The 24847-nt window shown below is 33.0% G+C and carries 21 protein-coding genes; 6 read left to right on the plus strand and 15 right to left on the minus strand.

Translation table 11 applies throughout. The features are described 5' to 3' along the window. The first annotated feature begins 8 nt into the window (after nt 1-8). Entirely contained in the window at nt 9-422 is a 414-nt protein-coding gene (locus R2808_RS01930; protein WP_371269251.1) for a hypothetical protein, read from the plus strand. Here the strand turns inward: R2808_RS01930 and R2808_RS01935 are convergent, their stop codons facing one another. The 4 genes from R2808_RS01935 to R2808_RS01950 form a co-directional block, all read right to left on the minus strand. Next, nucleotides 423-554 carry a FeoB-associated Cys-rich membrane protein gene (locus R2808_RS01935; RefSeq protein ID WP_371269252.1) on the minus strand — a complete coding sequence of 44 codons (132 nt, stop codon included), beginning with the start codon at nt 552-554 and terminating at the stop codon, nt 423-425. It abuts the gene before it with no gap. Continuing rightward, entirely contained in the window at nt 554-2647 is a 2094-nt protein-coding gene (gene feoB, locus R2808_RS01940; RefSeq protein ID WP_371269375.1) for a ferrous iron transport protein B, read from the minus strand. The genes R2808_RS01935 and feoB overlap by 1 nt, the downstream gene beginning before the upstream one ends. A 3-nt stretch (nt 2648-2650) precedes the next feature. After that, nucleotides 2651-2887 carry a ferrous iron transport protein A gene (locus R2808_RS01945; RefSeq protein WP_371269253.1) on the minus strand — a complete coding sequence of 79 codons (237 nt, stop codon included), beginning with the start codon at nt 2885-2887 and terminating at the stop codon, nt 2651-2653. 75 nt (nt 2888-2962) lie between these two features. Continuing rightward, nucleotides 2963-3622, minus strand: coding sequence for an SCO family protein (locus R2808_RS01950; RefSeq protein ID WP_371269254.1), 660 nt, complete (start codon nt 3620-3622; stop codon nt 2963-2965). An 85-nt stretch (nt 3623-3707) separates the two neighbouring features. On the opposite strand from R2808_RS01950, the gene R2808_RS01955 reads away from it, so the two are divergent. Both R2808_RS01955 and R2808_RS01960 read left to right on the plus strand, forming a co-directional pair. Continuing rightward, nucleotides 3708-6560 (plus strand): M4 family metallopeptidase, encoded by a 2853-nt coding sequence (locus R2808_RS01955; RefSeq protein WP_371269256.1) that lies wholly within the window; start codon nt 3708-3710, stop codon nt 6558-6560. Nucleotides 6561-6611: 51 nt separating this feature from the next. Then, nucleotides 6612-8681 carry a M13 family metallopeptidase gene (locus R2808_RS01960; RefSeq protein WP_371269257.1) on the plus strand — a complete coding sequence of 690 codons (2070 nt, stop codon included), beginning with the start codon at nt 6612-6614 and terminating at the stop codon, nt 8679-8681. A 66-nt stretch (nt 8682-8747) separates the two neighbouring features. Here the strand turns inward: R2808_RS01960 and R2808_RS01965 are convergent, their stop codons facing one another. Next, a complete protein-coding gene (locus R2808_RS01965) occupies nt 8748-10292 on the minus strand; it encodes a glycine--tRNA ligase (protein WP_371269258.1) in 1545 nt (514 codons plus the stop codon). A gap of 119 nt (nt 10293-10411) precedes the next feature. Between R2808_RS01965 and R2808_RS01970 the strand changes: the two genes are divergently transcribed. Both R2808_RS01970 and R2808_RS01975 read left to right on the plus strand, forming a co-directional pair. Next, the gene (locus R2808_RS01970) at nt 10412-11092 is read left to right on the plus strand and encodes a ComF family protein (RefSeq protein ID WP_371269259.1); all 681 of its coding nucleotides are present in this window, start codon (nt 10412-10414) and stop codon (nt 11090-11092) included. A gap of 63 nt (nt 11093-11155) precedes the next feature. Beyond that, on the plus strand, nt 11156-12757 hold the full coding sequence (locus R2808_RS01975; protein WP_371269260.1) for an Ig-like domain-containing protein: 1602 nt from the start codon (nt 11156-11158) through the stop codon (nt 12755-12757). A 32-nt stretch (nt 12758-12789) separates the two neighbouring features. On the opposite strand, the gene R2808_RS01980 is transcribed toward R2808_RS01975, so the two are convergent. From R2808_RS01980 to R2808_RS02000, 5 genes are all read right to left on the minus strand, one after another. Further along, complete coding sequence (locus R2808_RS01980) at nt 12790-13557, minus strand: amidohydrolase (protein ID WP_371269261.1); 768 nt, start codon at nt 13555-13557, stop codon at nt 12790-12792. A gap of 174 nt (nt 13558-13731) precedes the next feature. Then, nucleotides 13732-14490, minus strand: coding sequence for a succinate dehydrogenase/fumarate reductase iron-sulfur subunit (locus tag R2808_RS01985; RefSeq protein WP_371269262.1), 759 nt, complete (start codon nt 14488-14490; stop codon nt 13732-13734). An 88-nt stretch (nt 14491-14578) separates the two neighbouring features. After that, complete coding sequence (locus R2808_RS01990) at nt 14579-16588, minus strand: fumarate reductase/succinate dehydrogenase flavoprotein subunit (RefSeq protein ID WP_371269263.1); 2010 nt, start codon at nt 16586-16588, stop codon at nt 14579-14581. Nucleotides 16589-16603: 15 nt separating this feature from the next. Beyond that, the gene (locus R2808_RS01995) at nt 16604-17485 is read right to left on the minus strand and encodes a succinate dehydrogenase cytochrome b subunit (RefSeq protein ID WP_371269264.1); all 882 of its coding nucleotides are present in this window, start codon (nt 17483-17485) and stop codon (nt 16604-16606) included. Between the two features lie 132 nt (nt 17486-17617). Beyond that, nucleotides 17618-18484, minus strand: coding sequence for a hypothetical protein (locus R2808_RS02000; protein ID WP_371269265.1), 867 nt, complete (start codon nt 18482-18484; stop codon nt 17618-17620). 146 nt (nt 18485-18630) lie between these two features. Here R2808_RS02000 and R2808_RS02005 point away from each other — a divergent pair, with 146 nt between their 5' ends. Next, nucleotides 18631-19923: an aminopeptidase P family protein gene (locus R2808_RS02005; protein WP_371269266.1), complete on the plus strand. Its 1293-nt coding sequence runs from the start codon at nt 18631-18633 to the stop codon at nt 19921-19923. A gap of 44 nt (nt 19924-19967) precedes the next feature. On the opposite strand, the gene R2808_RS02010 is transcribed toward R2808_RS02005, so the two are convergent. Genes R2808_RS02010 through R2808_RS02030 form a run of 5 tightly spaced genes read right to left on the minus strand, consistent with a single transcriptional unit; the run spans nt 19968 to nt 24844 of the window. Next, entirely contained in the window at nt 19968-20549 is a 582-nt protein-coding gene (locus R2808_RS02010) for a hypothetical protein (protein WP_371269267.1), read from the minus strand. 41 nt (nt 20550-20590) lie between these two features. Next, entirely contained in the window at nt 20591-21943 is a 1353-nt protein-coding gene (gene mgtE / locus R2808_RS02015) for a magnesium transporter (RefSeq protein ID WP_371269268.1), read from the minus strand. Then, the gene (gene rsmA / locus R2808_RS02020; protein WP_371269269.1) at nt 21924-22709 is read right to left on the minus strand and encodes a 16S rRNA (adenine(1518)-N(6)/adenine(1519)-N(6))-dimethyltransferase RsmA; all 786 of its coding nucleotides are present in this window, start codon (nt 22707-22709) and stop codon (nt 21924-21926) included. Before rsmA ends, mgtE begins: the two co-directional genes overlap by 20 nt. Nucleotides 22710-22712: 3 nt before the next feature. Next, complete coding sequence (locus tag R2808_RS02025) at nt 22713-23039, minus strand: DUF4286 family protein (RefSeq protein ID WP_371269270.1); 327 nt, start codon at nt 23037-23039, stop codon at nt 22713-22715. A gap of 29 nt (nt 23040-23068) precedes the next feature. Further along, nucleotides 23069-24844 (minus strand): tetratricopeptide repeat protein, encoded by a 1776-nt coding sequence (locus R2808_RS02030; RefSeq protein ID WP_371269271.1) that lies wholly within the window; start codon nt 24842-24844, stop codon nt 23069-23071. Between the last annotated feature and the right edge of the window lie 3 nt (nt 24845-24847).

Genomic DNA, 24847 nt, shown 5'->3' on the forward strand with positions numbered 1-24847 from the left:
TTGTACGTATGAAAAAGATACTTTTATTTTTGACAGGAATTCTTTTCGTTTCATGTGCGTCTAAACAAAATGGTATAGAAAATAGTAGCATCGAAATTTTAACCCAAAAAGTTGCAATAGATAAGACGTTGAGTTTTAAAATTGAAAAAATTATTTCCGATAGTCGTTGTCCAGAAAATGTACAGTGTATTCGTTTAGGCGAAGTAGCATTAATTTTAGGAGTTTACGAAAACAATTCTAAAACAGAAGAAGTACAATTAACAATTGATGCCAAACATTTTGAAGAAAACAAACGCTTTTTAGAATCAAAAATTTCAGATAAAAATAAAGTAATTTCAAATATTGAGATACTTCCTAAAAAAATAGAAGGTAAAAAAGTAGAAATAAACAATTATAAGCTTATTATAGAATTTACCAAATAATTAATGGCACCCACAATCGTCGCCACACGATTTTGAATTTTTCTTTGCTTTAGCCGATTTTTTCCAAAAGAATTTCTTTAATAAGAAAAAAATTGCGAAAGCTAATGTAATATAAACTAAAACTTCTTGCATTATTTTAATAATTGATAAGCTATTAACGATACTAAATAAGCAAAACCACTCATAAAAACCAACTGTAAAACAGGCCATTTCCATGAATTGGTTTCTTTTTTTACAATAGCTAAGGTTGAAATACATTGCATAGCAAAAGCATAAAATAACAATAGCGAAACACCCGTTGCAAAATTAAAAACTTTTTTACCGTTATCGGCATAAACTTCGGCAGCCATTCTGTTTTTTATGGTTACTTCTTCTTCGCTGTGGCTTCCTACGCTATAAATTGTGGCTAAAGTTCCTACAAAAACTTCGCGCGCAGCAAACGAACTTACAACAGCAATGCCTATTTTCCAGTCGTAACCTAAGGGTTTTATTGCGGGTTCAATAGCTTTACCTGCCATTCCTATATAAGAGTTTTCTAGTTTGTAGGCATTAATTTCGTTTTCTAAATCTTCAGGCGATAATTTGTTTTGTTGCTTTAATATATTTTTTTCGGCATTATCAAAATTTTCCAATCCATGAGAACCCAAAAACCAAAGTACAACCGAGAGTGCTAAAATTATTTTTCCTGCACCTGTAACAAACGATTTTGTTTTTTCAATTACATTAAAGGCTACATTTTTAAAAAGTGGTATTTTATACGAAGGCATTTCTATTACAAAATACGATTTACAATTAAGTTTCAGTATTTTGTTTAGTACATAAGCCGATATAACTGCGGTTGCAAAGCCAAGTAAGTATAAACACATTAAGGTTAATCCTTGTAAACTTAAAAAACCAAAAACTCTTTTCTCCGGAATTATTAAAGCAATTAAAATAGCGTAAACAGGTAACCTAGCCGAACAAGTTGTAAATGGTGTAACAAGAATTGTAATTAAGCGTTCTTTCCAGTTTTCAATATTTCGGGCACTCATAATAGCAGGAATAGCGCAGGCTGTACCCGAAATTAGCGGCACAACACTTTTGCCCGAAAGACCAAAACGGCGCATTATTTTATCCATTAAAAATACCACACGGCTCATATAACCGCTTTCTTCTAAAACCGATATAAACAAGAATAAAAATGCGATTTGAGGAATAAAAATAACAATTCCGCCAATGCCTGGAATTAATCCCTCGCTAATTAAATTAGTAAATTCTCCTGCGGGTAAACTGTTTTTAGCATAGGAACTTAAATTAGCAAATGTTTCGTCAATAAAATCCATTGGCACGCTACTCCAATCAAAAATAGATTGAAAAATTAATAGTAAAATACCAAAAAATATAACGTATCCCCAAATTTTATGGGTTAGCACTCGGTCCAGCTTTGCTCTAAAATCAGTCGCTTTTGAAGCATCTATTTTTTGACCAATTTTTAACGTATCATTAATAAATTGATAGCGTTTTATGGTTTCTTTTTGTTGTAATCGTTTTAATTCGGAATGCGATTTTGTAAAGGAACTTTTAATTTCATTTCGGTCTAAATTTAAGAAATTAACATCTTGCGTAATAACCAGCCAAAGTTTATATAACAATTGGTTAGGAAAGGTTTTTTGTAATTTATTAAAATAGTCGGGATCAATACTTGAAGCGTTTAAACAAGGCGCTGTAGAAAGTGTTTCGTAGTTTAAAATTAAATTTTTCAGTTCGGTTATTCCTGTTTTTTTTCTGGAGCTTACAAGTGCAATTTTTGTTTTTAATTCTTTTTCTAAGGTTTTTATATCTAACTCAATTCCTTTTAGTGTCATTCTATCGGCCATGTTAATTACTAAAATGGTCGGAATTTCTAAATCTTTAATCTGTGTAAATAATAATAAATTGCGTTTTAAATTTTCTACTTCGGTTACTACAACGGCAACATCAGGAAAATCGTTATCGTTTTTGTTTAATAATAATTCTATTACTACGTTTTCATCAATAGAACTTGCGTTTAAACTATACGTTCCGGGTAAATCAATTATTCTGGCTTTTGTATGAGTTGCTATTTTGGCAATACCTTCTTTTTTTTCTACGGTTATACCAGGATAATTTCCTACTTTTTGGTTTAAACCTGTTAATTCATTAAAAACAGATGTTTTTCCTACATTAGGATTTCCAATTAAGGCAACTTTTATGGTTTTTTCGGTCATCATTTAGTTTTGATTTTCTAAAACCACAGTTACTTCGTTGGCAATTTCTTTTCGAATAGCCACATGAGAGTCGTTAATAGTAAAATAATAAGGGTCGCCAAGAGGAGCAATTTGAATAAGTTCGGCTAAATTTCCAGGCAAACAACCCATTTCGAGTAATTTTAACGGAATTTTTTCGGTATTTACGGCTACAATTAGGGCTTTTTCGCCTATTTTAATTTCAGAAAGCAGCAACGACATTTCTTATTTAGATTGAATTAAAATACAAAGGTAGCTAATATTTATATACTGAAACTGATTTTTATCAGTAAACTGCTATTTTACATCAGTTAAAAACGAAATATCGGCTAAAAGATTTTCTACTTCTTGCTTGTTAGTTCCGTCATAAAAACCGCGTATTCTGCCTTTTTCATCTACAAGTACAAAATTTTCGGTATGAACCATATCGTACAATTCTTCGGGTTTTCCTGTTTTTACAACTAAAAATGATTTTCGGGCTAAATAATAAATGTCTTTTTTATTTCCAGTTACTAAATTCCATTTATCATCGCGAACACCTTTTTCAAGCGCATACTTTTTTAAAACGGCAACACTATCAATGTCTGGCGTTACCGAAAAAGACAAGAGTTTTACTTTTGGATTGTCTTTAATATTTTCTTGAAGCCATACCATATTATTAGTCATTTTTGGACAAATAGTAGGGCAAGTTGTAAAAAAGAAATCGGCAACATAAACTTTTCCTTCATATTCTTTTTCTGTAATGGTTTTTCCGTTTTGATTGGTAAACGAAAAACTACCAATTTTATGGTTGTAGCCAAGATGTTGTATAGTAGAATCAACTAACTCTGGGTTAACATCTCTAGGATTATAAACTGGAAGCGTTTTTTGAGGTTTTGTAAAATGATAAATTCCTATAAATATTAGAATAAATACTAAACTAAAAAAAATATAACTTTTTTTTATTCTGATGTTCATATTGCCTGTTTTGGCAAAGATAAAACATAAAAACCAAAAAAGGAATGTAAAAAAACCAATAAACAAGTGTTATTTTTAGATAAAAATGAATACATTAGCCAAATTAATCAGAAAATTATATAAAATGAAATTGAGGTTACTTTTGCTTTTTTGTTTTTTAATTGTTACAGTAAATTATGCTCAAGAAGCAGATACAAATCTGAAATCGAATCAAAAAATGCTTCGTTTTAACACAAATAACAATAAAGAAGTAGCATTACGTAAGTTTGCAAATGAGTTTAAAATTGGCAAAGGAGTTTCTTTTCAATTATACAAAACAACTACCGATAGAAAAGGTGTTACACACGAACGTTTTCAGCAATATTTTAAAGGAATAAAAGTAGAAAACGGTATAGCAATTGCCCATTCTTTAAATAATTCCATTCAATTAATAAACGGAGAATTGTATAATGTTTTAAATACTAATACAACACCTTTATTAAATAATAATGCAGCTTTAATTAAAGCAACCAATTTTGTAAATGCCACACAGTATTTATGGGAAGATGCAGCACAAAGCAATATTTTAAAATATTCGAAACCACAAGGAGAATTAATTTATTTTTCCAATGTAGAAACAAAAGAAGCAGTATTGGCTTATAAGTTTGATATTTATGCTACAATGCCAGTTTCTAGACAAATAATTTATGTAGATGCTAACTCGGGAGACATTTTATTTACAGATCCAATTATTAAATCGTGCAACCATAAAGAACATAATTATAATGAAACGAATCATTTTTCTAAAATAAACAATACTCTAGTTTCGGGTACGGCAGCAACGCGCTACAGCGGAACAAGAACTATTGAAACAACATTTAATGGTACAAGTTATGTGTTAAGAGATACTACTCGTGGCAACGGAATTTCAACGTATAATTGCCAAGATACGAACAACTATCAAAATGTAGATTTTACAGATAACGATAATAACTGGACAGCCGCAGAACACAATAATTTTTTTAAAGATGATGGTGCTTTAGATGCACACTGGGGAGCAGAAGTAACCTATGATTTTTGGGATAACATCTTTTCAAGAAATAGTTTTGACGATGAAGGAGCCGAAATAAAAAGCTATGTTCATTTTGGTAATTTCGATAACGCTTACTGGAATGGTGTAGCGATGACCTATGGCGATGGTTCATCACTAGATATTTTAACAGCCCTTGATATTTGTGGGCACGAAATAGGTCATGCTGTTTGTACACATACGGCAAATTTAGTATATCAAAATGAATCGGGAGCATTAAACGAAGCCTTTTCAGATATTTGGGGCGCTTGTATAGAACAGTATGGCAAAACAGGGAGTTTAAATCCTCCGTTTGCTAATGCCGTTTGGACTATAGGCGAAGATACAGGTTCATCACTTCGATCTATGAAAAACCCTAACATTTTTGGAGATCCTGATACTTATGGAGGAACGTATTGGTACACAGGAGCAGGCGATAACGGAGGTGTGCATATAAACTCTGGTGTATTAAATCACTGGTTTTATATTGTAACAGAAGGCGAGTCGGGCACCAATAATGCACCTTCTCCAGACACCTATAATGTTACAGGAATAGGTATGATAAAATCGTCTGAAATTGCGTATTTAGCAGAACGTGATTATTTAACACCTAACGCAACCTATGCAGATGCACGAGCAGCAACAATAGAAGTAGTTAATACACTATACTGCGCTAATAGCCCAGAAGCAGTTACTGTAACCAATGCTTGGTATGCGGTTAATGTTGGAAATCAATATAATGCTATGGCAAACGATTTAAGTATAAATGCTATACAAGAAAACGAAACAATACCGTGTGAAGCTACAGCATTTGCAACTAATATTGTATTAAAAAATCAAGGTACTAACTCTGTTACAACCGCATCTATTCAATATACTGTCGATGGCGGAGCACCTAACACTATATCGTGGACAGGAAATTTAATGTCTTGTGAAGAAGTAAATGTTCCTTTAACTCTTAACGGATTAACACGAGGAGCTCATACGTTAACAGCAACGGCAACCATTGCTAGCGACGGAAACTCAGCAAACAACACGAGAACCACTACGTTTTTTATTAACGACTCTGGAACGGTAAATGTAACCAATACGTTTTCTGCAGCAGCAGACGAACTAATAGTATATAACGATGAAGGAACACAACCTTGGATAAGAACTACTAGAACTTTTGGTAGTATGGGAACAGGTATCAACACCGCGTATATGATAAATAATACAGGTAACTACCCAGATTTAACCAAAACCTATTTAGTGTCGCAGTGCTACGATTTATCAACCTTGCTAACACCACAAATTAGCTTTTTAATGAAATATGATTTAGAGGTTAACTGGGATATTGTATATGTTGAATATACTACCGATTTTGGTGCTAACTGGAATGTTTTAGGTACAATGGGTTCAAATTGGTATAACAGCGACAGAACTTTAGCTTCTTCAGGCGGTAACGACTGTTACAATTGCCCAGGCGCACAATGGACAGGTACCAATACAACCAATACAACCTATAGTTATTCACTAGCTAGCTTAAACAGCGAAACCAATGTTATTTTTAGAATTGTATTTCATTCCGATGAAGCCGTAAACCAATTAGGTGTTAATATTGATGATTTTTTAATTAGCGGAACATTATCATCAAATTCTTTCCAAAATGCAAACAGTATTGCAATTTACCCTGTTCCTTCAAAAGGAATTTTTACCCTTAATTTTAATACAGCAACACCTAAAAAAGTTGAGGTTTTCGATTTAACTGGAAAGAAAATTACAAGTATCGATACTTTTACAACTTCAAACGAAACAGTATTAAACTTAACAGCCGCTGCAAACGGAGTTTATTTTGTTAAAATTGAAACAGAACAAGGCAAAACCGTGAAACGAATTATAAAAGAATAACGAATTTAAAAAAAGAAGTATATTTGTTAAACAACTTCTTATCTATAAAAAATGAAAAATAAAATGATAAAAGGAAGTTTAGGCTTCCTTTTTTTAATGGCTTTTGTTTACTCGTGTAAATCTTCAAAACAAACTATTACCGAAAAACAAAAAGAATCAATAGGTATTAATATCAACTATATGGATAAAACGGTAAATCCAGCCGACGATTTTTTTCGTTATGTAAACGGAAAATGGCTCGACAATATCGAAATTCCTGCCGATAGAACCCGATGGGGTAGTTTCGATGAGCTTCGCAAAAATACCGACGATGATGTAATGGCTATTGTAAAAAACGCTTTACAAGACTCGTCTATTTCATCAGAATCTGACCAAGGAAAAGCACTAAACCTCTACCGTTCTATTTTAGATACAGTGGCTCGTAATAAAGCAGGCGTTACACCTTTAGCGCCTTATTTAAAAGAAATTGATAACATTGAAAACGCAAATGATTTAATTGTATTATTAGAAAAATACGACGCTACATTAAATCTTGGCTTTTTTGGTAGTTATGTTTACACCGATGCAAAAAATAGCAATAAAAATGTAGTTTACGTAGGAACAGGAAGTTTAGGTTTACCCGATAGAGATTATTACGTGTCAGACGACGACGACATGAAAGAGAAAAGAGAAAAATATTTAGCGCATATAGCTAATATGTTTCAGTTTCTAGAAAAGGGAAATACGAAATTAATTGCAAAAAATATTTTATCACTTGAAACTGAAATGGCAACAGCTACGCTTACTCGTGTAGAACGTCGCGATAGAAGAAATACCTATAATCCAATGTCGATAGCGCAATTAAACGAATTGGTTCCAAGTGTAAAATGGGATAAATATTTTGAAAAAGTCGGTTTGGGTAAATTAGACTCAGTTGTGGTTAGCCAACCAAAATATATGGCAAAACTTCAAGAAATTTTAAAAGAAAACAATGTTCATGTTTGGAAAAACTATATGAAATGGACACTTTTAAGAGGTTCAAGCGATGAATTATCAACACAAATAGAAAAGGCAAACTGGGAATTTTATGGTAAAACATTAGGTGGTGCCGTAGCACAGCGTCCCATAGAAGAAAGAGCATTAGCTAAAGTAAACGGAATGGTTGGCGAAGCACTAGGGAAATTATATGTAGCGCAAAAATTTCCGCCACAAGCAAAAGCAAAAGCACAAAGTATGATTGCTAATGTAATGAAAGCATTCGAAAACCGCATTGATAGATTACCGTGGATGACAAAAGCTACAAAAGAAAATGCTAAAAATAAACTTAACAAATTAACAGTAAAAATAGGCTATCCAGACAAATGGAAAGATTATTCTAAATTAACAATAGTAGCGCCAAAAAATGGTGGCACTTTGTTTAGCAATACCATGTTATATTCGCAGTGGTCGTCATTAAAAAATCATGAAAAATTAGGTAAACCTGTAGATAAAACCGAGTGGGGAATGTCGCCACAAACAGTAAACGCATACTTTAATCCATCGAATAATGAAATTGTTTTTCCTGCCGCTATTTTACAACCACCATTTTACGATTATAGAGCAGACGAAGCAGTAAACTATGGCGGAATAGGCGCAGTAATTGGGCACGAAATATCGCATGCTTTCGACGATTCGGGTTCTCGTTATAATGCCGAAGGAAACCTAGTAAACTGGTGGAGTGATGAAGATTTGTCGCAATTTACAAATTTAGGAGGTGCATTGGCCGAACAATATTCGCAATTGCAACCGCTACCCGGAATTTATGTAGATGGAAAATTTACACTTGGCGAAAACATAGGCGATTTAGGCGGTGTAAATGCTGCTTTCGATGGCTTACAATTATTTCTTAAAGAAAATAAAAATTTAGCATTAATAGATGGTTATACACCCGAACAACGTTTCTTTATTTCGTGGGCAACCATCTGGAGAAGTAAAATGAGAGATGAGGCGATTAAAAACCAAGTTAAAACCGATCCGCATTCTCCGGGTATGTATCGCGCATATGTACCATTACAAAATGTAGATGCGTTTTATGAAGCTTTTTCTATTCAACCACAAAATGGTATGTATATTCAACCAGAAAACAGAGTTAAAATTTGGTAATTAAAAAAGAAAAATCGTTGGATAAATTATGAGTTATCCAACGATTTTTGAATATTAAACCTTTTTTTATTTAGTTTTCATTAGCCAATTGCGCATAGCAACTTCATGGCTCACAATTCCTCTTAAATCGGCAATTGCAACACGTTGTTGCTCCATAGTATCGCGATGACGAATAGTAACTGTTTTGTCTTCTAAAGTTTGATGATCTACGGTTATACAAAACGGTGTTCCCAAAGCATCTTGACGGCGATAACGGCGACCTACAGCGTCTTTTTCGTCATACGCTACATTGAAATCCCATTTTAAATCGTCAACAATTTCTTTGGCAATTTCTGGTAAACCATCTTTTTTTACCAATGGTAAAACGGCTGCTTTTGTGGGTGCTAAAACCGAAGGCAAACGTAAAACCGTTCGAGTAGAACCATCTTCCAATGTTTCTTCTTGTAAAGCTTTAGAAAAAACAGCCAAAAACATTCGATCTAAACCAATTGAAGTTTCAATAACATAAGGCACGTAGTTTTTATTTTCTTCGGTGTCGAAATATTGTAATTTTTTACCCGAATGTTCTTCGTGTGCTTTTAAATCGAAATCGGTTCTAGAATGGATGCCTTCTAATTCTTTAAATCCGAAAGGAAAATTAAATTCAATATCGGTTGCGGCATTGGCATAATGTGCTAATTTTTCGTGATCGTGAAAACGATAATTTTCGCTTCCTAAACCAAGCGATTTATGCCATTTTAAACGTGTTTCTTTCCAATACGCATACCATTTCATTTCTTCGCCGGGTTTTACAAAAAATTGCATTTCCATTTGTTCGAACTCGCGCATACGGAAAATAAATTGACGTGCAACAATTTCGTTACGAAAAGCTTTACCAGTTTGTGCAATACCGAAAGGAATTTTCATGCGCCCTGTTTTTTGAACATTTAGAAAATTTACAAAAATACCTTGTGCGGTTTCTGGGCGAAGGTATAAATCCATGGCGCTATCTGCAGAGGCGCCAAGTTTTGTTCCAAACATTAGGTTAAACTGGCGAACTTCTGTCCAGTTTTTAGAACCCGAAATTGGATCGGCTATTTCAAGCTCTTCAATTAAAGCCTTTACATCGGCTAAATTGCCAGTATCTAAGCCTTTTGCCATTCGTTCTAAAATTTCTTTCTTTTTAGACAAATAGCCTACAACTCTTGGGTTTGTATTTACAAATTGTTCTTCATCAAAAGCATCGCCAAAACGAGTTTTAGCTTTTTCTATTTCTTTTTGTGCTTTCTGATACAATTTTTCGCAATACTCTTCAATTAATACATCGGCACGATATCTTTTTTTAGAGTCTTTGTTATCGATAAGCGGATCGTTAAACGCATCAACATGTCCTGAAGCTTTCCAAGTAGTAGGGTGCATAAAAATTGCAGCATCAATTCCTACAATGTTTTCGTGCATTTGCACCATAGCTTTCCACCAGTAGTCGCGAATGTTTTTCTTTAATTCTACTCCGTTTTGTGCATAGTCGTACACAGCACTTAAACCATCGTAAATTTCGCTAGAAGGAAATATGTAGCCATATTCTTTTGCGTGCGAAATTACGTTTTTAAATAAATCGTCTTGTTTTGCCATAGTGCAAAAGTAAAAAAAGGGAATTCATTTTTAAAAATAAATTTAATTAAAACAACAATTATTTATAATTTAATAGAATTGTTTATTTTTTTATAAATTAGGTGTAATAAAAACAGAAAATGATACAAAAACTGCTTTCTATTATTTATCCTAAAATTTGTTTGGGTTGCAATACACTTCTTTTAAAAAATGAAGACATAATTTGCACAACTTGTTTTTACGAGTTGCCTTATACGTATCATTTTACGAATAGTTTTAATGAAACTTACAAAAAATTTTACGGTTTGGTTCCTATAGAGTTTGGCGTTTCTTTTTTATATTTTAACGAAGGCGGAATAGTACAAAAAATGGTTCATAATTTAAAATATAAGAACAAACAAAAAGTAGGTGTTTATTTTGCCCAATTATTTGCTAACGATTTGCAAAAGTTAGTTGAACATTATGTTGTTGATGAAATTATTCCAGTGCCATTACACAAAAAGAAATACCATGTAAGAGGTTACAATCAGGTAGAAACTTTTGGTAAAACATTATCAGCAAGGTTAGGTATTGTTTATAACGATAAGCTGCTTTTTAGAAACAAAAATTCAAAAACACAAACTAAAAAGAACAAAGAAGAACGACAAAAAGTTGAGAATGCTTTTGAAGCTCGGTTTTTAGAGCATAATTACAACAAACATTATCTTTTAATAGACGATGTAATTACTACAGGTTCTACCTTAGAAAATTGTGTTAAGGCGTTATTAGAAATTCCGAATGCAAAAGTTAGTATTGCTACTATGGCTTACACGCTTTCTTAAATAAAATTAAAAAATTGGTTCAGTTGCAATAATAGTTGTTATTTTGTACCAAATACTTTCTTTATGAAAAACGCTTATTTTATAGTTTTTGTAATTGTTTTTACTGCGCTTTTTGTTTTTTCGGGTTGCGCCAAGCGAGGAACTATTTCGGGAGGTCCAAAAGATACAATACCACCCCATATTATTTCGGCAGTGCCAAATAATTATACAACAAACTTTACAGGTAATGAAATTAAAATAACGTTTAACGAATTAGTAAAAGTTAAAGATATTAACAAGCAACTTATTATTTCGCCACCGCTAAAAAATAAACCTATTATAATTCCACAAGGAAGTGCTAGTAAATTTATTGCTATAAAAATAAACGACACATTACAACCGAATACAACATACAGCTTCAACTTTGGACAAAGTATAGCCGATAACAACGAAGGAAACCCATATTCGCAATTTAAATATGTTTTATCTACAGGAAGTTATATTGATTCGTTAACCGTTGCAGGTAAAATAAAAGATGCGTTTAAACAAAAACCCGATAATTTTGTGTCTATTCAGTTATATGATGCTAAAACTTTTACCGACAGTACCGTTTACAAAGAACAACCACTTTACGTAACTAATACTTTAGACAGTTTAACGGTTTTTGCAATTGAAAATATAAAGGCTGGCGATTATTATTTAATTGCGCTAAAAGACCAAAACAGCAACTACAAGTTTGACCCAAAACAAGACAAAATAGGTTTTTTAAAAAATAAAATAAGCATACCTAACGATACTGTTTTTGGTTTAGAATTATTTAAAGAGAAAATACCTTTTAAAGCCCACAAGCCTATTCAACAAAGCAATAACAAATTGTTTATGGGCTTTGAAGGAAATCCAAAAGAAGTTAAAATTTCGGCAACCGATGGTAAAAATAATGTACCAGTAATAACTACAATTTTTCCAGAAAAAAATAAAGATTCATTACAACTTTTTATACCAATAATAAAAGCCGACTCACTCGTAATTTCAGTAGAAAAAGATAGTTTTAACAAAACATTTGTTACCAAAATAAAAGCGCAAAAACAAACCGACTCATTGCAATTGCAACCCGAACAAAAAGGTTCATTAAGTTTTAGAGATACACTTTCTATAAAAACAAGTGTACCTATAAAAACAATTAATACCGAATTTATAACATTGCTAAACAAAGATTCGTTAGCGGTAAGTTACCAGTACCAATACAATGAATTTCAACAGCGTATTTTATTTGATTTTAAAAAAGAAGAAAATCAAAATTATTCTTTAAGTGTATTGCCTAACGCAATTGAGGATATATATGGAAATAAAAACGATACCCTAGCATTAAGATATAGTACAAAAGAGTATAGTAACTATGGTAATTTACGTGTAGTATTAAAATCGGCAAAACGATTTCCTTTAATTTTAGAGGTTTTAACGGCCAAAGGCGAAGTAAAAGCCAGAGCTATTTCTACAGGCGAACGCATCTTAAATTTTGATGTAATAGATCCAAATATCTACACACTTCGTATTATTTATGACGACAACGGAAATGGCATTTGGGATACGGGAAATTATTTAGAAAAACGCCAACCCGAAGAAATTGAATATTATCCTAAAGAAATAGACGTTCGTGCCAACTGGGATGTGGAGCAAGACTTTTGATTTTTTCTATAAACTAGAAAATTAAGTGTTATTTAATAAATTAACTCAAACGCATCTTTATCGTTTAGAAAATGTAGTTTTGCTCTGGTATTTAGCATTTTCTTTTTGCTTAATGAAATAATTTTTAAATCGTTTTCTTCAAAAGGCGAAATTAGTTCATTGCCTAGCTCATCTAATACTTGCGATTGTCCGTTATAATCCATTCCATTAGCATCTTTTCCTACACGGTTTACACCCACAACGTAGCTCATGTTTTCTATGGCACGTGCTTTTAATAAGGTGTTCCATGCTTGTATTCTAGTTTTTGGCCAGTTAGCAACATAAAGCAACAGATCATAATCTTCGGTATTTCTACTAAAAACAGGGAAACGCAAATCGTAACAAATTTGCGGACAAATTTTCCAACCTTTATAATCTAAAATCAATTTTTCTTGTCCCTTTTCATAAACTTTGTCTTCTCCAGCTAGTGTAAATAAATGTCTTTTATTGTAATAATGGAGTAATCCTTTAGCGGTAACAAAAACTAACCGATTGTAATATTTTTCGTTTTCTTCGATAACTAAACTTCCTATTATAGCTGTTTTTTTTTGTTTGGCTAAACTTCGCAACCATTTTATGGTTTCGCCATCTGTTTTTTCTGCTACTCGTTTAGGATTCATTGTAAAACCAGAAGTAAACATTTCGGGCAACACTAATAAATCGAATTTTTTATCGCACGAAAGTACTTTGCTTTCAATAGTTAAGCGATTGTATATAGGGTTCTCCCAAACTAAATCGGTTTGAAGAATGGCAATTTTCATTATTCGTAATTTTTACAAATGTAAGCGAAAAATAAAAGAGTTGTCTTTTTCAATTTTGTCAATCTGAATTTAGTTCAGATTCTGAAACGAGTTCAGAATGACAATACTGTTTTTTTGACAACTCTTTTAATGATGTTTTGAAATTCTGAAACAAGTTCAGAATAACAAGAATAATTATTTCATACTTGCTTTTAAATATTCGCGGTTCATACGTGCAATGTTTTCAAGTGAAATTCCTTTCGGACATTCAATTTCGCAAGCACCCGTATTGGTACAATTACCAAAACCTTCTTCATCCATTTGGCGTACCATATTTAAAACACGTTGTGTAGCCTCTACTTTTCCTTGCGGTAATAAAGCATATTGCGAAACTTTTGCTCCTACAAACAACATTGCCGATCCGTTTTTACAAGTTGCTACACAAGCACCACAACCTATACAAGCTGCGGCTTCGAACGATTTGTCGGCATCGGTTTTTGGAATAGGAATAGAGTTTGCATCGATAGTATTACCCGAAGTGTTTACGGAAACAAATCCGCCCGCTTGCTGAATTCTATCGAAAGCAGTTCTATCGACCACTAAATCTTTAATTACAGGAAAAGCTGCACTACGCCAAGGTTCTACATAAATAGTATCGCCATCGTTAAACATACGCATATGTAACTGGCAAGTAGTAATACCTGTATCGGGGCCGTGAGCACGCCCATTAATATATAACGAGCACATTCCACAAATTCCTTCACGGCAATCGTGGTCAAACGCTATAGGCTCTTTACGTTCGTTTACTAATTGCTCGTTTAGCTGGTCTAACATTTCTAAGAAAGAACTGCTAGTAGAAACATTATCTAATTTATAAGTTTCCATTTTTCCTTTTGCTTTAGCATCTTTTTGACGCCAAATTTTAAGGGTTATGTTTATATTTTTTGAAGCCATAATTTTATTTTTAAGTGATTAGTGGATTAGTAATTAGCAATTGTTTTTTACAACAGATGATTATTTACTTTTCACTAATGACTAATTATTACTTATAATTTCTTGCTGCTATTTTTGTGAATTCATATTTTAATTCTTCTTTATGCATTATTTCTTTCGAAATATCGCTGCCGTTGTATTCCCAAGCGCCTACAAAAGAGAAGTTTTCATCATCGCGAAGAGTCTCGCCTTCAGCATCTTGATATTCTCTTCTAAAATGACCTCCACACGATTCTTTACGTTGTAAAGCATCCATAGCCATTAATTGTCCTAGTTCCATAAAATCGGCAACACGAAGTGCTTTTTCTAATTCTGTGTTTAATTCGTCTGCAGAACCTGGTACAAACACATCGTTGTGAAATTCTTCGCGGAGCTTCGCAATTTCATTAATAGCCAATTGCAAATCTTCTTCATTACGTTCCATACCCACTTTGTTCCACATAATGTGTCCTAGTTTTTTATGGAAATAATCAACCGATTTAGAACCGTTATTGTTCAAGAACGTATTAATTTGCTCTTTAACACGGTTTTCTGCTTCGTCAAATTCAGGAGAATTAGTAGGAATTTTACCTGTTCTAATTTCATCTGCTAAATAGTTTGAAACAGTGTAAGGAACTACAAAATAACCATCTGCTAAACCTTGCATTAATGCTGAAGCACCTAATCGGTTAGCACCATGATCTGAAAAATTAGCTTCACCTGCTACAAAGCAACCCGGAATGGTTGATTGTAAGTTATAATCGACCCAAACGCCGCCCATAGTATAGTGTACTGCAGGATAAATTTTCATTGGTGTTTCATAAGGGTTCTCGTCAGTAATCTTTTCGTACATAGCGAATAAGTTACCATATTTTTCTTCAATCCATTTTTTCCCTAGTGTAACAATTTCTTCTTCACTAGGTTCATGATTTCCTTGTGCATAAGCAACTTCTTTCCCTTTGTTTTTAATTTCGGTAGAAAAATCTAAATATACACCTTCCATTGTGTCGTTTGCTTCAATGCCATAGCCAGCATCGCAACGTTCTTTAGCGGCACGTGAAGCTACATCGCGAGGCACTAAATTTCCAAATGCTGGATAACGTCTTTCTAAATAGTAATCTCTATCTTCTTCAGCAATTTGTGTAGGTTTTAATTTTCCTGCACGTATTGCTTCGGCATCTTCTTTTTTCTTTGGTACCCAAATGCGACCAGAGTTACGTAATGATTCTGACATTAAGGTTAATTTAGACTGATTGGTTCCGTGAACTGGAATACATGTTGGATGAATTTGTACATAGCAAGGATTTGCAAAGGCAGCACCTTGTTTGTGAATTTTCCAAGCAGCAGTAACATTACTACCCATTGCGTTTGTTGATAAGAAATAAACATTTCCATATCCGCCAGAAGCAATAATTACAGCATGAGCAGAATGTCTTTCAATTTCACCCGTAATTAAATTTCGAGCTATAATTCCACGAGCCTTACCATCTACTTTTACTAAATCGAGCATTTCATGGCGGTTGTACATTTGTACACGTCCTAGACCAATTTGACGCGATAAAGCCGAGTAAGCGCCTAGTAACAATTGTTGTCCTGTTTGTCCTGCGGCATAAAATGTACGCTTTACTTGTACTCCACCAAAAGAACGATTGTCTAGCATTCCGCCATATTCACGAGCAAACGGAACGCCTTGTGCAACGCACTGGTCGATAATATTGCCTGAAACTTCGGCTAAACGATATACGTTTGCTTCGCGAGAACGATAATCGCCACCTTTAATAGTGTCGTAGAACAAACGATAAATTGAGTCGCCATCGTTTTGATAATTTTTAGCGGCATTTATACCACCTTGAGCTGCAATTGAATGTGCACGACGCGGAGAATCTTGAAAACAAAAAGCTTTTACGTTGTAACCCATTTCACCAAGAGAAGCAGCTGCAGAAGCACCTGCTAAACCTGTTCCTACAACAATAATATCAATTTTAGGGCGGTTGTTTGGTGCAACTAATTTTAAATGATCTTTATAATCGGTCCACTTGTCTTTTAATTGACCTGCGGGTATTTTAGAATCTAACTTCATAATAATATGTGTTGATTATTTAGTAAAATGAATGTATAAAGGAATTAAAGCGAATAATAGCGGTACTATTACAGCAAAAGCTTTTCCAACAAATTTAATAGTTGGTGTAAAACGATTATTAATTCCTAATGATTGAAAAGCACTTTGAAATCCGTGCCATAAATGAAAAGCTAAAACCAGCATTGCTAAAACGTATCCTAGTGTATAGACTAGACCTAATTTTGGGCATCTAAAAAAATCGACAGTTATTTTGTGTAAATCTTTATAAAGAGAACCTATTTTAACGTTTGCTTGTGCGTTGTAAAGATCGGTTCCGTTTACAATTTTTAACTGCTTAGGCATAGGAATATGTCCGTCTGCGTCTGTTTCATTAGGTTTTTCGTTTTCTTTTGCAACTTGATCTACCATATAGTATTGTCCTGCGGCTGTACCTACATAAAATTCTTTAGAGCCTTGTGGAGTAGTTATGGTTTTTGTCATTAGAGGCATATTTTTATCGAAGTGCATTTTTGCCCAAAAATTAACCATGTGTGTAACAATAAAAACAAGCAGTAACGTTCCTAATACCGCCATGTTTCTCGAAGCAAAACTACTGTTAGCCGAAGGGTTTGATTTTACATACTTTACAGGACGTGCTTTACTGTTTTTAATAGTTAGCAAAAATCCATCAACAGCATGGAAAAGAATTGAAATGTACGTAACGTACGAAAGAATTTTTACGGCCGGATTGGTAGTCATAAACAATGCGTATTCATTGAATTTTTGACTTGCATTTGGCATTAGCAATTGTAAATTACCTAGTAAATGACCTACCAAAAACAAACATAAAAATAGACCAGTAAGAGCCATCCAATATTTTTTTGTAATAGACGACTTTAAGAGTGCTGAGTTTGCCATAATTTTATTAAAATGATTGAAATTAATTTATCCAAACAAATTTACAGCTAATTCAAAAATAGCACAACTTTTTTTCTTATTTATAATGAATTTAAACTTTGTTTAAGAATGAAGATAATTTAACTGATAGCGTTATTTTACAAAAGATGGTTTTAAACCTCTAAGCCCCATATCAACAACGGTTTCGCCAGCGGCGGGTTCGTATTTTCCATCAAAATTTACTTCTTGCCACTCAAAACTTTTATTTATGGAAAGCGATAAAGTAATTTCTATATTTTGTGTTTCGTTGCCATTAAGAGTTAAATTTTCTGAAAAAGCTCCTGTAACCACGCAAGAACCTTGTGGTATAGGCGAGGTTGCCGCAATAGGATTAGGTACGGTTGTTCCTACAGCTTGTCCAGAAGTAGAAAACGGATAATTGTCTAAAGCAAAAGCCCAATAACCTTGTAATCGATTATCGTTTACAGGAAACGAATTATTGCCAATGTAATGTGTGGTTATATAGGTGTTGTACCCTACAAAACTGTCAATAGTTCCATTGTATTCTGTTCCATTAGCTAAAACTTTTATGCCATAATTTTGATACGAAAGTGAAACACGAACGTATTGGTAATTTCCATTAGGAATTGCGCTTAACGGAATACTTAAAAAAGTTTCATTTTCACTAACTATAATTGCTTGGCTAAAATCAATTGCTGTTTCGCCGCCAGCATTGGTTTCGGGCGCATGATACAAAACAGCGCCTTCGCCAAGTTGCGTATAGGCATTTGGTGCTAATTCGAAATAATGGGCACTAATTTTTCTAAAATCGGGAGATTGTGCCGCATTTCCTGATGGAATAGTAGAAGGTTGCCCTATATTGTTTAATCGTTCTTGGTTCGAATCAAATTTAAACTTTATTATTAACTGTGGTTCAGTAGGGTTTGCGTTGCCGTTATCATCATCGGAACAAGATAAAAGCAGAAAGGGAAAAGTAAAAAATAAAAATAATTTTTTCATAGTATTGTTTTCAGTATAAAACGCTAATATAGTATTAATTAGTATAGTTTTTGTTTTTTAGTAAGCTAAAATTTTAAATTTTCGATTTCCTTTAACAGCTTTTTGTGCTATTCTTAGTAACTTTGATGAACTAAAAAATTATTATCATGAAATATCTTCCTATAAACCGCGAACTTTTTATAAAGAATAGAAAAAAGTTTACAGCTCAAATGAAACCGAATAGTGTTGCCGTTTTTAATTCGAACGACATTTATCCAGTAAGTGCTGACAGTACTTTGCCTTTTGCCCAGCATCGCGATATTTTTTATTTAAGCGGTGCAGACCAAGAAGAAAGTGTATTGTTGCTTTTTCCAGACGCACCTTACGAGCATTTGAAAGAAATTTTATTTTTAAAAGAAACCAACGAACATATTGCCATTTGGGAAGGCGAAAAACTAACTAAAGAACGTGCCTATGAAGTTAGTGGTATTAAAACCATAATTTGGCTACAAGATTTTCACAGAACACTCAAAGAAGTTATGGCATATGCCGATACAATATATATTAATACTAATGAACATTATCGTGCTTCTATAGATACAGAAACGCGCGAAGCACGGTTTGTAAAGTGGTGGAAAGAAAATTATCCTGCACATAAAGTAGAAAAATCGAATCCTATTTTACAGCGTTTACGTTCGATTAAAGAACCAGAAGAAATTGCTTTAATTCAAAATGCGTGTAACATTACCGAAAAAGGTTTTCGTAGAATTTTAAATTTTGTAAAACCAGGCGTAACCGAATACGAAATCGAAGCGGAATTTGCTCACGAGTTTTTACGCAACCGTTCTAAAGGTTTTGCCTACACTCCCATTGTAGCATCTGGAAACAATGCCAATGTTTTGCATTATATTGAAAACAATCAAGAATGTAAAGCAGGCGATTTAATTTTACTAGATGTTGGTGCCGAATATGCCAATTATTCTAGTGATATGAGTAGAACTATACCTGTTTCGGGTAGGTTTACTGACAGACAAAAGACGGTTTATAATGCTGTAAATCGTGTAAAAAACGAAGCTACAAAACTATTAGCGCCAGGAACGTTATGGAAAGAGTACCATGTTGAGGTAGGCAAAATAATGACTGCTGAATTACTTGGTTTAGGGTTGATTGACAAAGCCGATGTACAAAATGAAAACCCCGATTGGCCTGCGTATAAAAAATATTTTATGCACGGCACTTCGCACCACATGGGCTTAGATACTCACGATTATGGATTATTACACGAACCTATGCAAGTAAATATGGTATTTACTGTAGAACCAGGAATTTATATTCCAAACGAAGGTTTTGGCATTCGATTAGAAGACGATGTGGTAATACAAGAAAAAGGCGAACCTTTTAATTTAATGAAAAATATTCCTATTGAAGCTGATGAAATTGAAGAATTGATGAATTCTTAAGAGAGGAAATAAAAAGGAACGGTTTGCTAAAATGTGAACCGTTTTTATTTATTAGAAAAACCTTCCGGTACCCATGAAATACAGCCTAAATGAATACTCTTTTTAATTTTTAAGTCATTCGAAATTATATAAATATTTGTTTTTTGAACACAATCATAGTTTTCTTTATACAAATTATCTAAATTATTTTGTAAAATCATATCTATGCAAAACTCAATATCCATTTGTTTATCTTCATTATAATCTTCTTCTATTAAATTATAAAAAGAGCTATTCTTTTTATAATAAAGTTTTTCCTCATTTATAATTAAATAATTTGTCATTATGTGATACTCATTGTCATAAGTCTCAATTAGCAAAAAATCAACTCCATTAACATCAATTAAGTACTCATTTTTTTTAAACATGTCCTTTCTTAACTCTATATTTCTTTGACGAAATATTTTTTTTGTTTTCCTGTCTTCTGCTAAATATTTTAAATTAGAAATTTTTTCAATTTCATGACTTAGTTGGTCATATTTGTTACTATAAACTACTTGAGTTTTACATGAAACGAATAACAATACAAATGATAGAATTATTATTTTTATTAATTTGAATTTATATGAATAGAAAACAGTTATCAATTGACAAAAAATTAAAAGATATATTTCGTTGTATAAAATTTTTAAAACCCCAATATTAATTTAGCAATGGTAAAGTAAATTAAAATACCAAAAATATCGTTACTTGTAGTAATAAATGGGCCGGTTGCAAGTGCAGGGTCAATTCCGTATTTATTTAAAGCAATAGGCACAAATGTTCCTATTAATGCAGCAATTACAATAACGGTTACTAAAGAAACGGCTACGGTTATGCCTATTTCCCAACTAACGCCTATTATAAAATGACTCCCAATAATTAGAATAATAGCCAATAGCAATCCGTTTAAAAGTGTTAAGCTAATTTCTTTTACTAATCGGTTCCACAATGATCCACTAATGGTATTGTTAGCTAAACCTTGCACAATAATAGCCGACGATTGTACACCAACGTTTCCAGCCATAGCGGCAATAAGTGGTGTAAAGAAAAACAAAACAGGATATAAATTCATAGCATCTTGAAAGCCGCTAGCAATTTTTACCGCTACAAATCCGCCCAATAACGCTAAAACTAGCCACGGTAATCGTGCTTTGGTAAGTTCTAAAATACTGTCATCGGCTTCTACATCTTGCGAAATACCCGCTGCTAACTGGTAATCTTTATCGGCTTCTTCTTTAATTACATCTACAATATCATCAATGGTAATGCGCCCCACTAATCGACCGAGTTCATCTACTACAGGAATAGCTTCTAAGTCGTATTTTTGCATAATACGCGCCACTTCTACATCTTTAGTATTGGCTTTTACATAATCTACCTTTGGAATATAAACTTCGCTAATGGGTGTTTTAGTAGATGTTGTAAGTAAATCTTTTAACGACAATCGCCCTTTTAATCGGTTTTCGTTATCAACCACATAAATAGAATGAACACGCGTAACGTTTTCGGCTTGGGCACGCATTTCTTTTACACAAGTAAGCACGTTCCAGTTTTCGTTAACTTTTACCAATTCTTTTGCCATTAAACTACCTGCAGTTCCTTCTTCGTAGCGCAATAAATCAACAATATCTTTTGCGTGTTCTACGTCTTCTAGTTCCGATATTACTTCTTCTTTTTTATGTTGCGGAAGTTCGGCAATAATATCGGCTGCATCGTCGGTATCTAGCTCATCTAACTCGTCTGCAATTTCGGCAGGCGACAATTGTTTTAGAATTTTTATTCGAGTTTCATCTTCTAATTCTAATAAAATCTCGGCGGTTTTTTCAGAATTTAAAGTGTTAAAAACGTAAATAGCCTCTTCGTCGGAAAGTTCTTCCATAATTTCGGCTACATCGGCAAAGTGCATATCTTCAAGTAAGTGCAAAACTTCTTGCTCTTTATTTTCTTGAATAAGATTTTGTAAATCGTGAATTAGCTCTTTACTGATTTTGAACTCCATTGGCTTCTATTTTTTGAGTAAGTTCTACAAATTGTTCAACCGAAAGTTGTTCGGGACGAAGGTCAAAGATACTATCTTCTTTTAAACTATCGGAATGTATGTAACTTTTTAAGCTGTTACGAAGTGTTTTTCTACGTTGATTAAAGGCTTGCTTTACTACCGAAAAAAACATTTTTTCGTTACAAGGCAAGGTGTAATTTTCTTTTCGAATTAATCGTAAAACACCCGATTTTACCTTTGGTGGTGGATTAAAAACGGTTTCGGAAACGGTAAATAAATATTCGGCATGATAAAATGCTTGTGTTAAAACCGATAATATACCGTAGGTTTTACTTCCTGGTTTTTCGCAAATGCGTTCGGCTACTTCTTTTTGAAACATTCCTGAAAACTCAGGAATTTGATTTCGCATTTCTAATGTTTTAAATACAATTTGCGACGAAATATTATATGGAAAATTGCCAATTATTGCGAACGCTTCATTGTTAAAAATTTCATTTAAATTGTATTTTAAAAAGTCTTTTGAAATAATATTTCCCCTTAATTTTAAATAATGAGCTTCGAGATATTCGACCGATTCGGTATCGATTTCAATAACGAAAGTTTCAATTGGTTTTTCAAGTAAATATTTGGTTAAAACACCCATTCCTGGACCAATTTCCAATACTTTTTTATAGCCATTAAGGGTTAAACTATCGGCTATTTTTTTGGCAATATTTTCATCGGTTAAAAAATGTTGCCCTAGGTGTTTTTTTGCTTTTACTGACATTTTTTAGTTACTTTCGTGATAAAACTCAGCTAAAACTTCTAATTCGGTTCTAAAAGCTAGCATTTTATCGGCGAATAGGGCCAAGCCTTCATCGCGCAATTTTTTAGCATAATTAGCATAGTAGTTTTCTAAATGCTCTTTTGATGCGGCCAAATATTGAACCGAATAAGTTGTACCACCCATTTCTTCATCGACTAAAACTTTTACTAGTCGCGCACTAATAAATTGCCCAGTTGCTAGCACATCGTTTATGTGTTTTTTCTTCATCCAATCGAGCCATTTGTCGTGAATGGAATTATCAATAGTAAGTGTTACGTTGTAGATTATCATAAATTTGAATTATAAACTTTAAAAAACACTTAAATAGTAGTGTCGCCACGAAGTATTCGGTATTGCTTTCTGGCTTCGGTAAAATAAAGGCTATCTTGATGATTAAAAATTATTTTTTCGTAAAGTGTTTTTGCTTTTTCTGGGTTGTCTAAAAATTTACGGTACAATTCTGCTGATTTAAAAAGTGCATCGTCTTGGTATATACTTTCAGAATGTTCGTTTAAAAGTTTTTCGTAGTATAAAATAGCTTGGCTATATTCTTTTTGTTTTTCGTAAATAGTTCCTATTCGCATTAAGGCAACTTCTTCAATTTTATCGCCTTTAAAAGTTGTTAAAACGGTTAAAAAATCTTGTAAAGCATTATCGGTTTTATTTTGATACAGTTTTAAGTCGGCTTTAGAAAAAGCAGTTAGTGCTACTTGTAAACTATCTTCTGCGCTATTGTCGTTAATTAATAAAAATAGTTCAAGTGCATCGTTTGCGATTAAAAAACTTGCCGATTGTTTTAAAACTTTTACTTGTTTTAAAGCCCATTCAAAATCGGTTTTAAAATAATTAGCTTTTGCCATTTTCATGCTGGCTTCGTGTGCCATTTCATCATTTTTCATGGCATCTTCTACTTGGGCGTAGTATAAAATAGCCTGATTAAATTTTTCGTTATATAAAAGGATATCGGCTAATTCTAACTTTATTTTAGCTTTTTGCCGAGCACTTAAGGACGTTTCTAGTAGGTTTTCGAGTAAAGAAGTTGCTTTTGCGGGATTTTTTAAATTGAAACAGTTAAAATGAGCTGCTAAAATATACAAATCAACACTTGTTTCGTTTTTATTGTATTTATCTAATAAGGTTTCTAAGTTTGTTTTTATAGTTGCGTAATCTTTAGGCGTGCTTTCGTCTATTTCCATTTTTATTAAGAAATAATCGGCAGAAAATTGAGTGTTTTTATCGGTAGTATTTTCTATAACAAATTGAAAAACCGATTTTGCGGCATCGTATTGTTCATCGGCAATTGCCATATAACCCAGCGAAATAATATCGGTTAACGATTCTGGATTTCGCTTAAAAACAGCTTTTTCTTGAACAAACGCTTTTCCGTAATCTTTTTGTTGTACATAGTACCAACTTAAAAATTGGTTCCAAAACACATCGGGTGTTTTTTGTACGCGTAAAATTAAACTTTTTCGCAAATCGTTTGAAAACGATTCGGTAGCGTCGTTTACTAAAAAGCTAGTAAAATAATTTTTTACGGTTATACTTCGTTCGGGTTTTGCATACGCATAATCGAGCAGTTTGTTTACCATTTCTGGTAGGTTGCCCATTTGTCCGTTTAGAAGCGCAATTTGAAAATCGAAATTTAATTCTGGATTAATTTCTTGCCCTTTTGTGTAAGCTGTCATTGCCCATTCTAAAAGCGATTTTTTTTCAAAATTACTACCAATAGTGTAAGCATAAGTAGGGTTTTCGTCTATATATGCTAAAACAGCATTGTATTTTTTTTCGGCTTCAGCGGTATTGTTTTGAAGTTGGTAAATATACCCTTCTTCAATTGTAAGATGTGGCGATTTTTGAAAATTTCTTCTATCAGAAATTAACTGTAATGCTTTTTCGTAATTTTCGAGTTGTTGGTAGCATTCGAGCAATTTATCAAAAATTATAGTTTGTTTGTTTATTTTATATTCTTCTTCTAAAAGTGTTACGGCTTTTTCATATTCGCCACTTTCAACATAATTAAAAGCTAAAATAGGATCTTGAGCAAACATAAATGTTTGAAGCATTAGTATTATTAAGATAACTATTTTTTTCATTTG

Origin of the sequence: Flavobacterium sp., from assembly GCF_041392005.1 — a bacterium.
In the GTDB taxonomy this organism is placed as follows: domain Bacteria; phylum Bacteroidota; class Bacteroidia; order Flavobacteriales; family Flavobacteriaceae; genus Flavobacterium.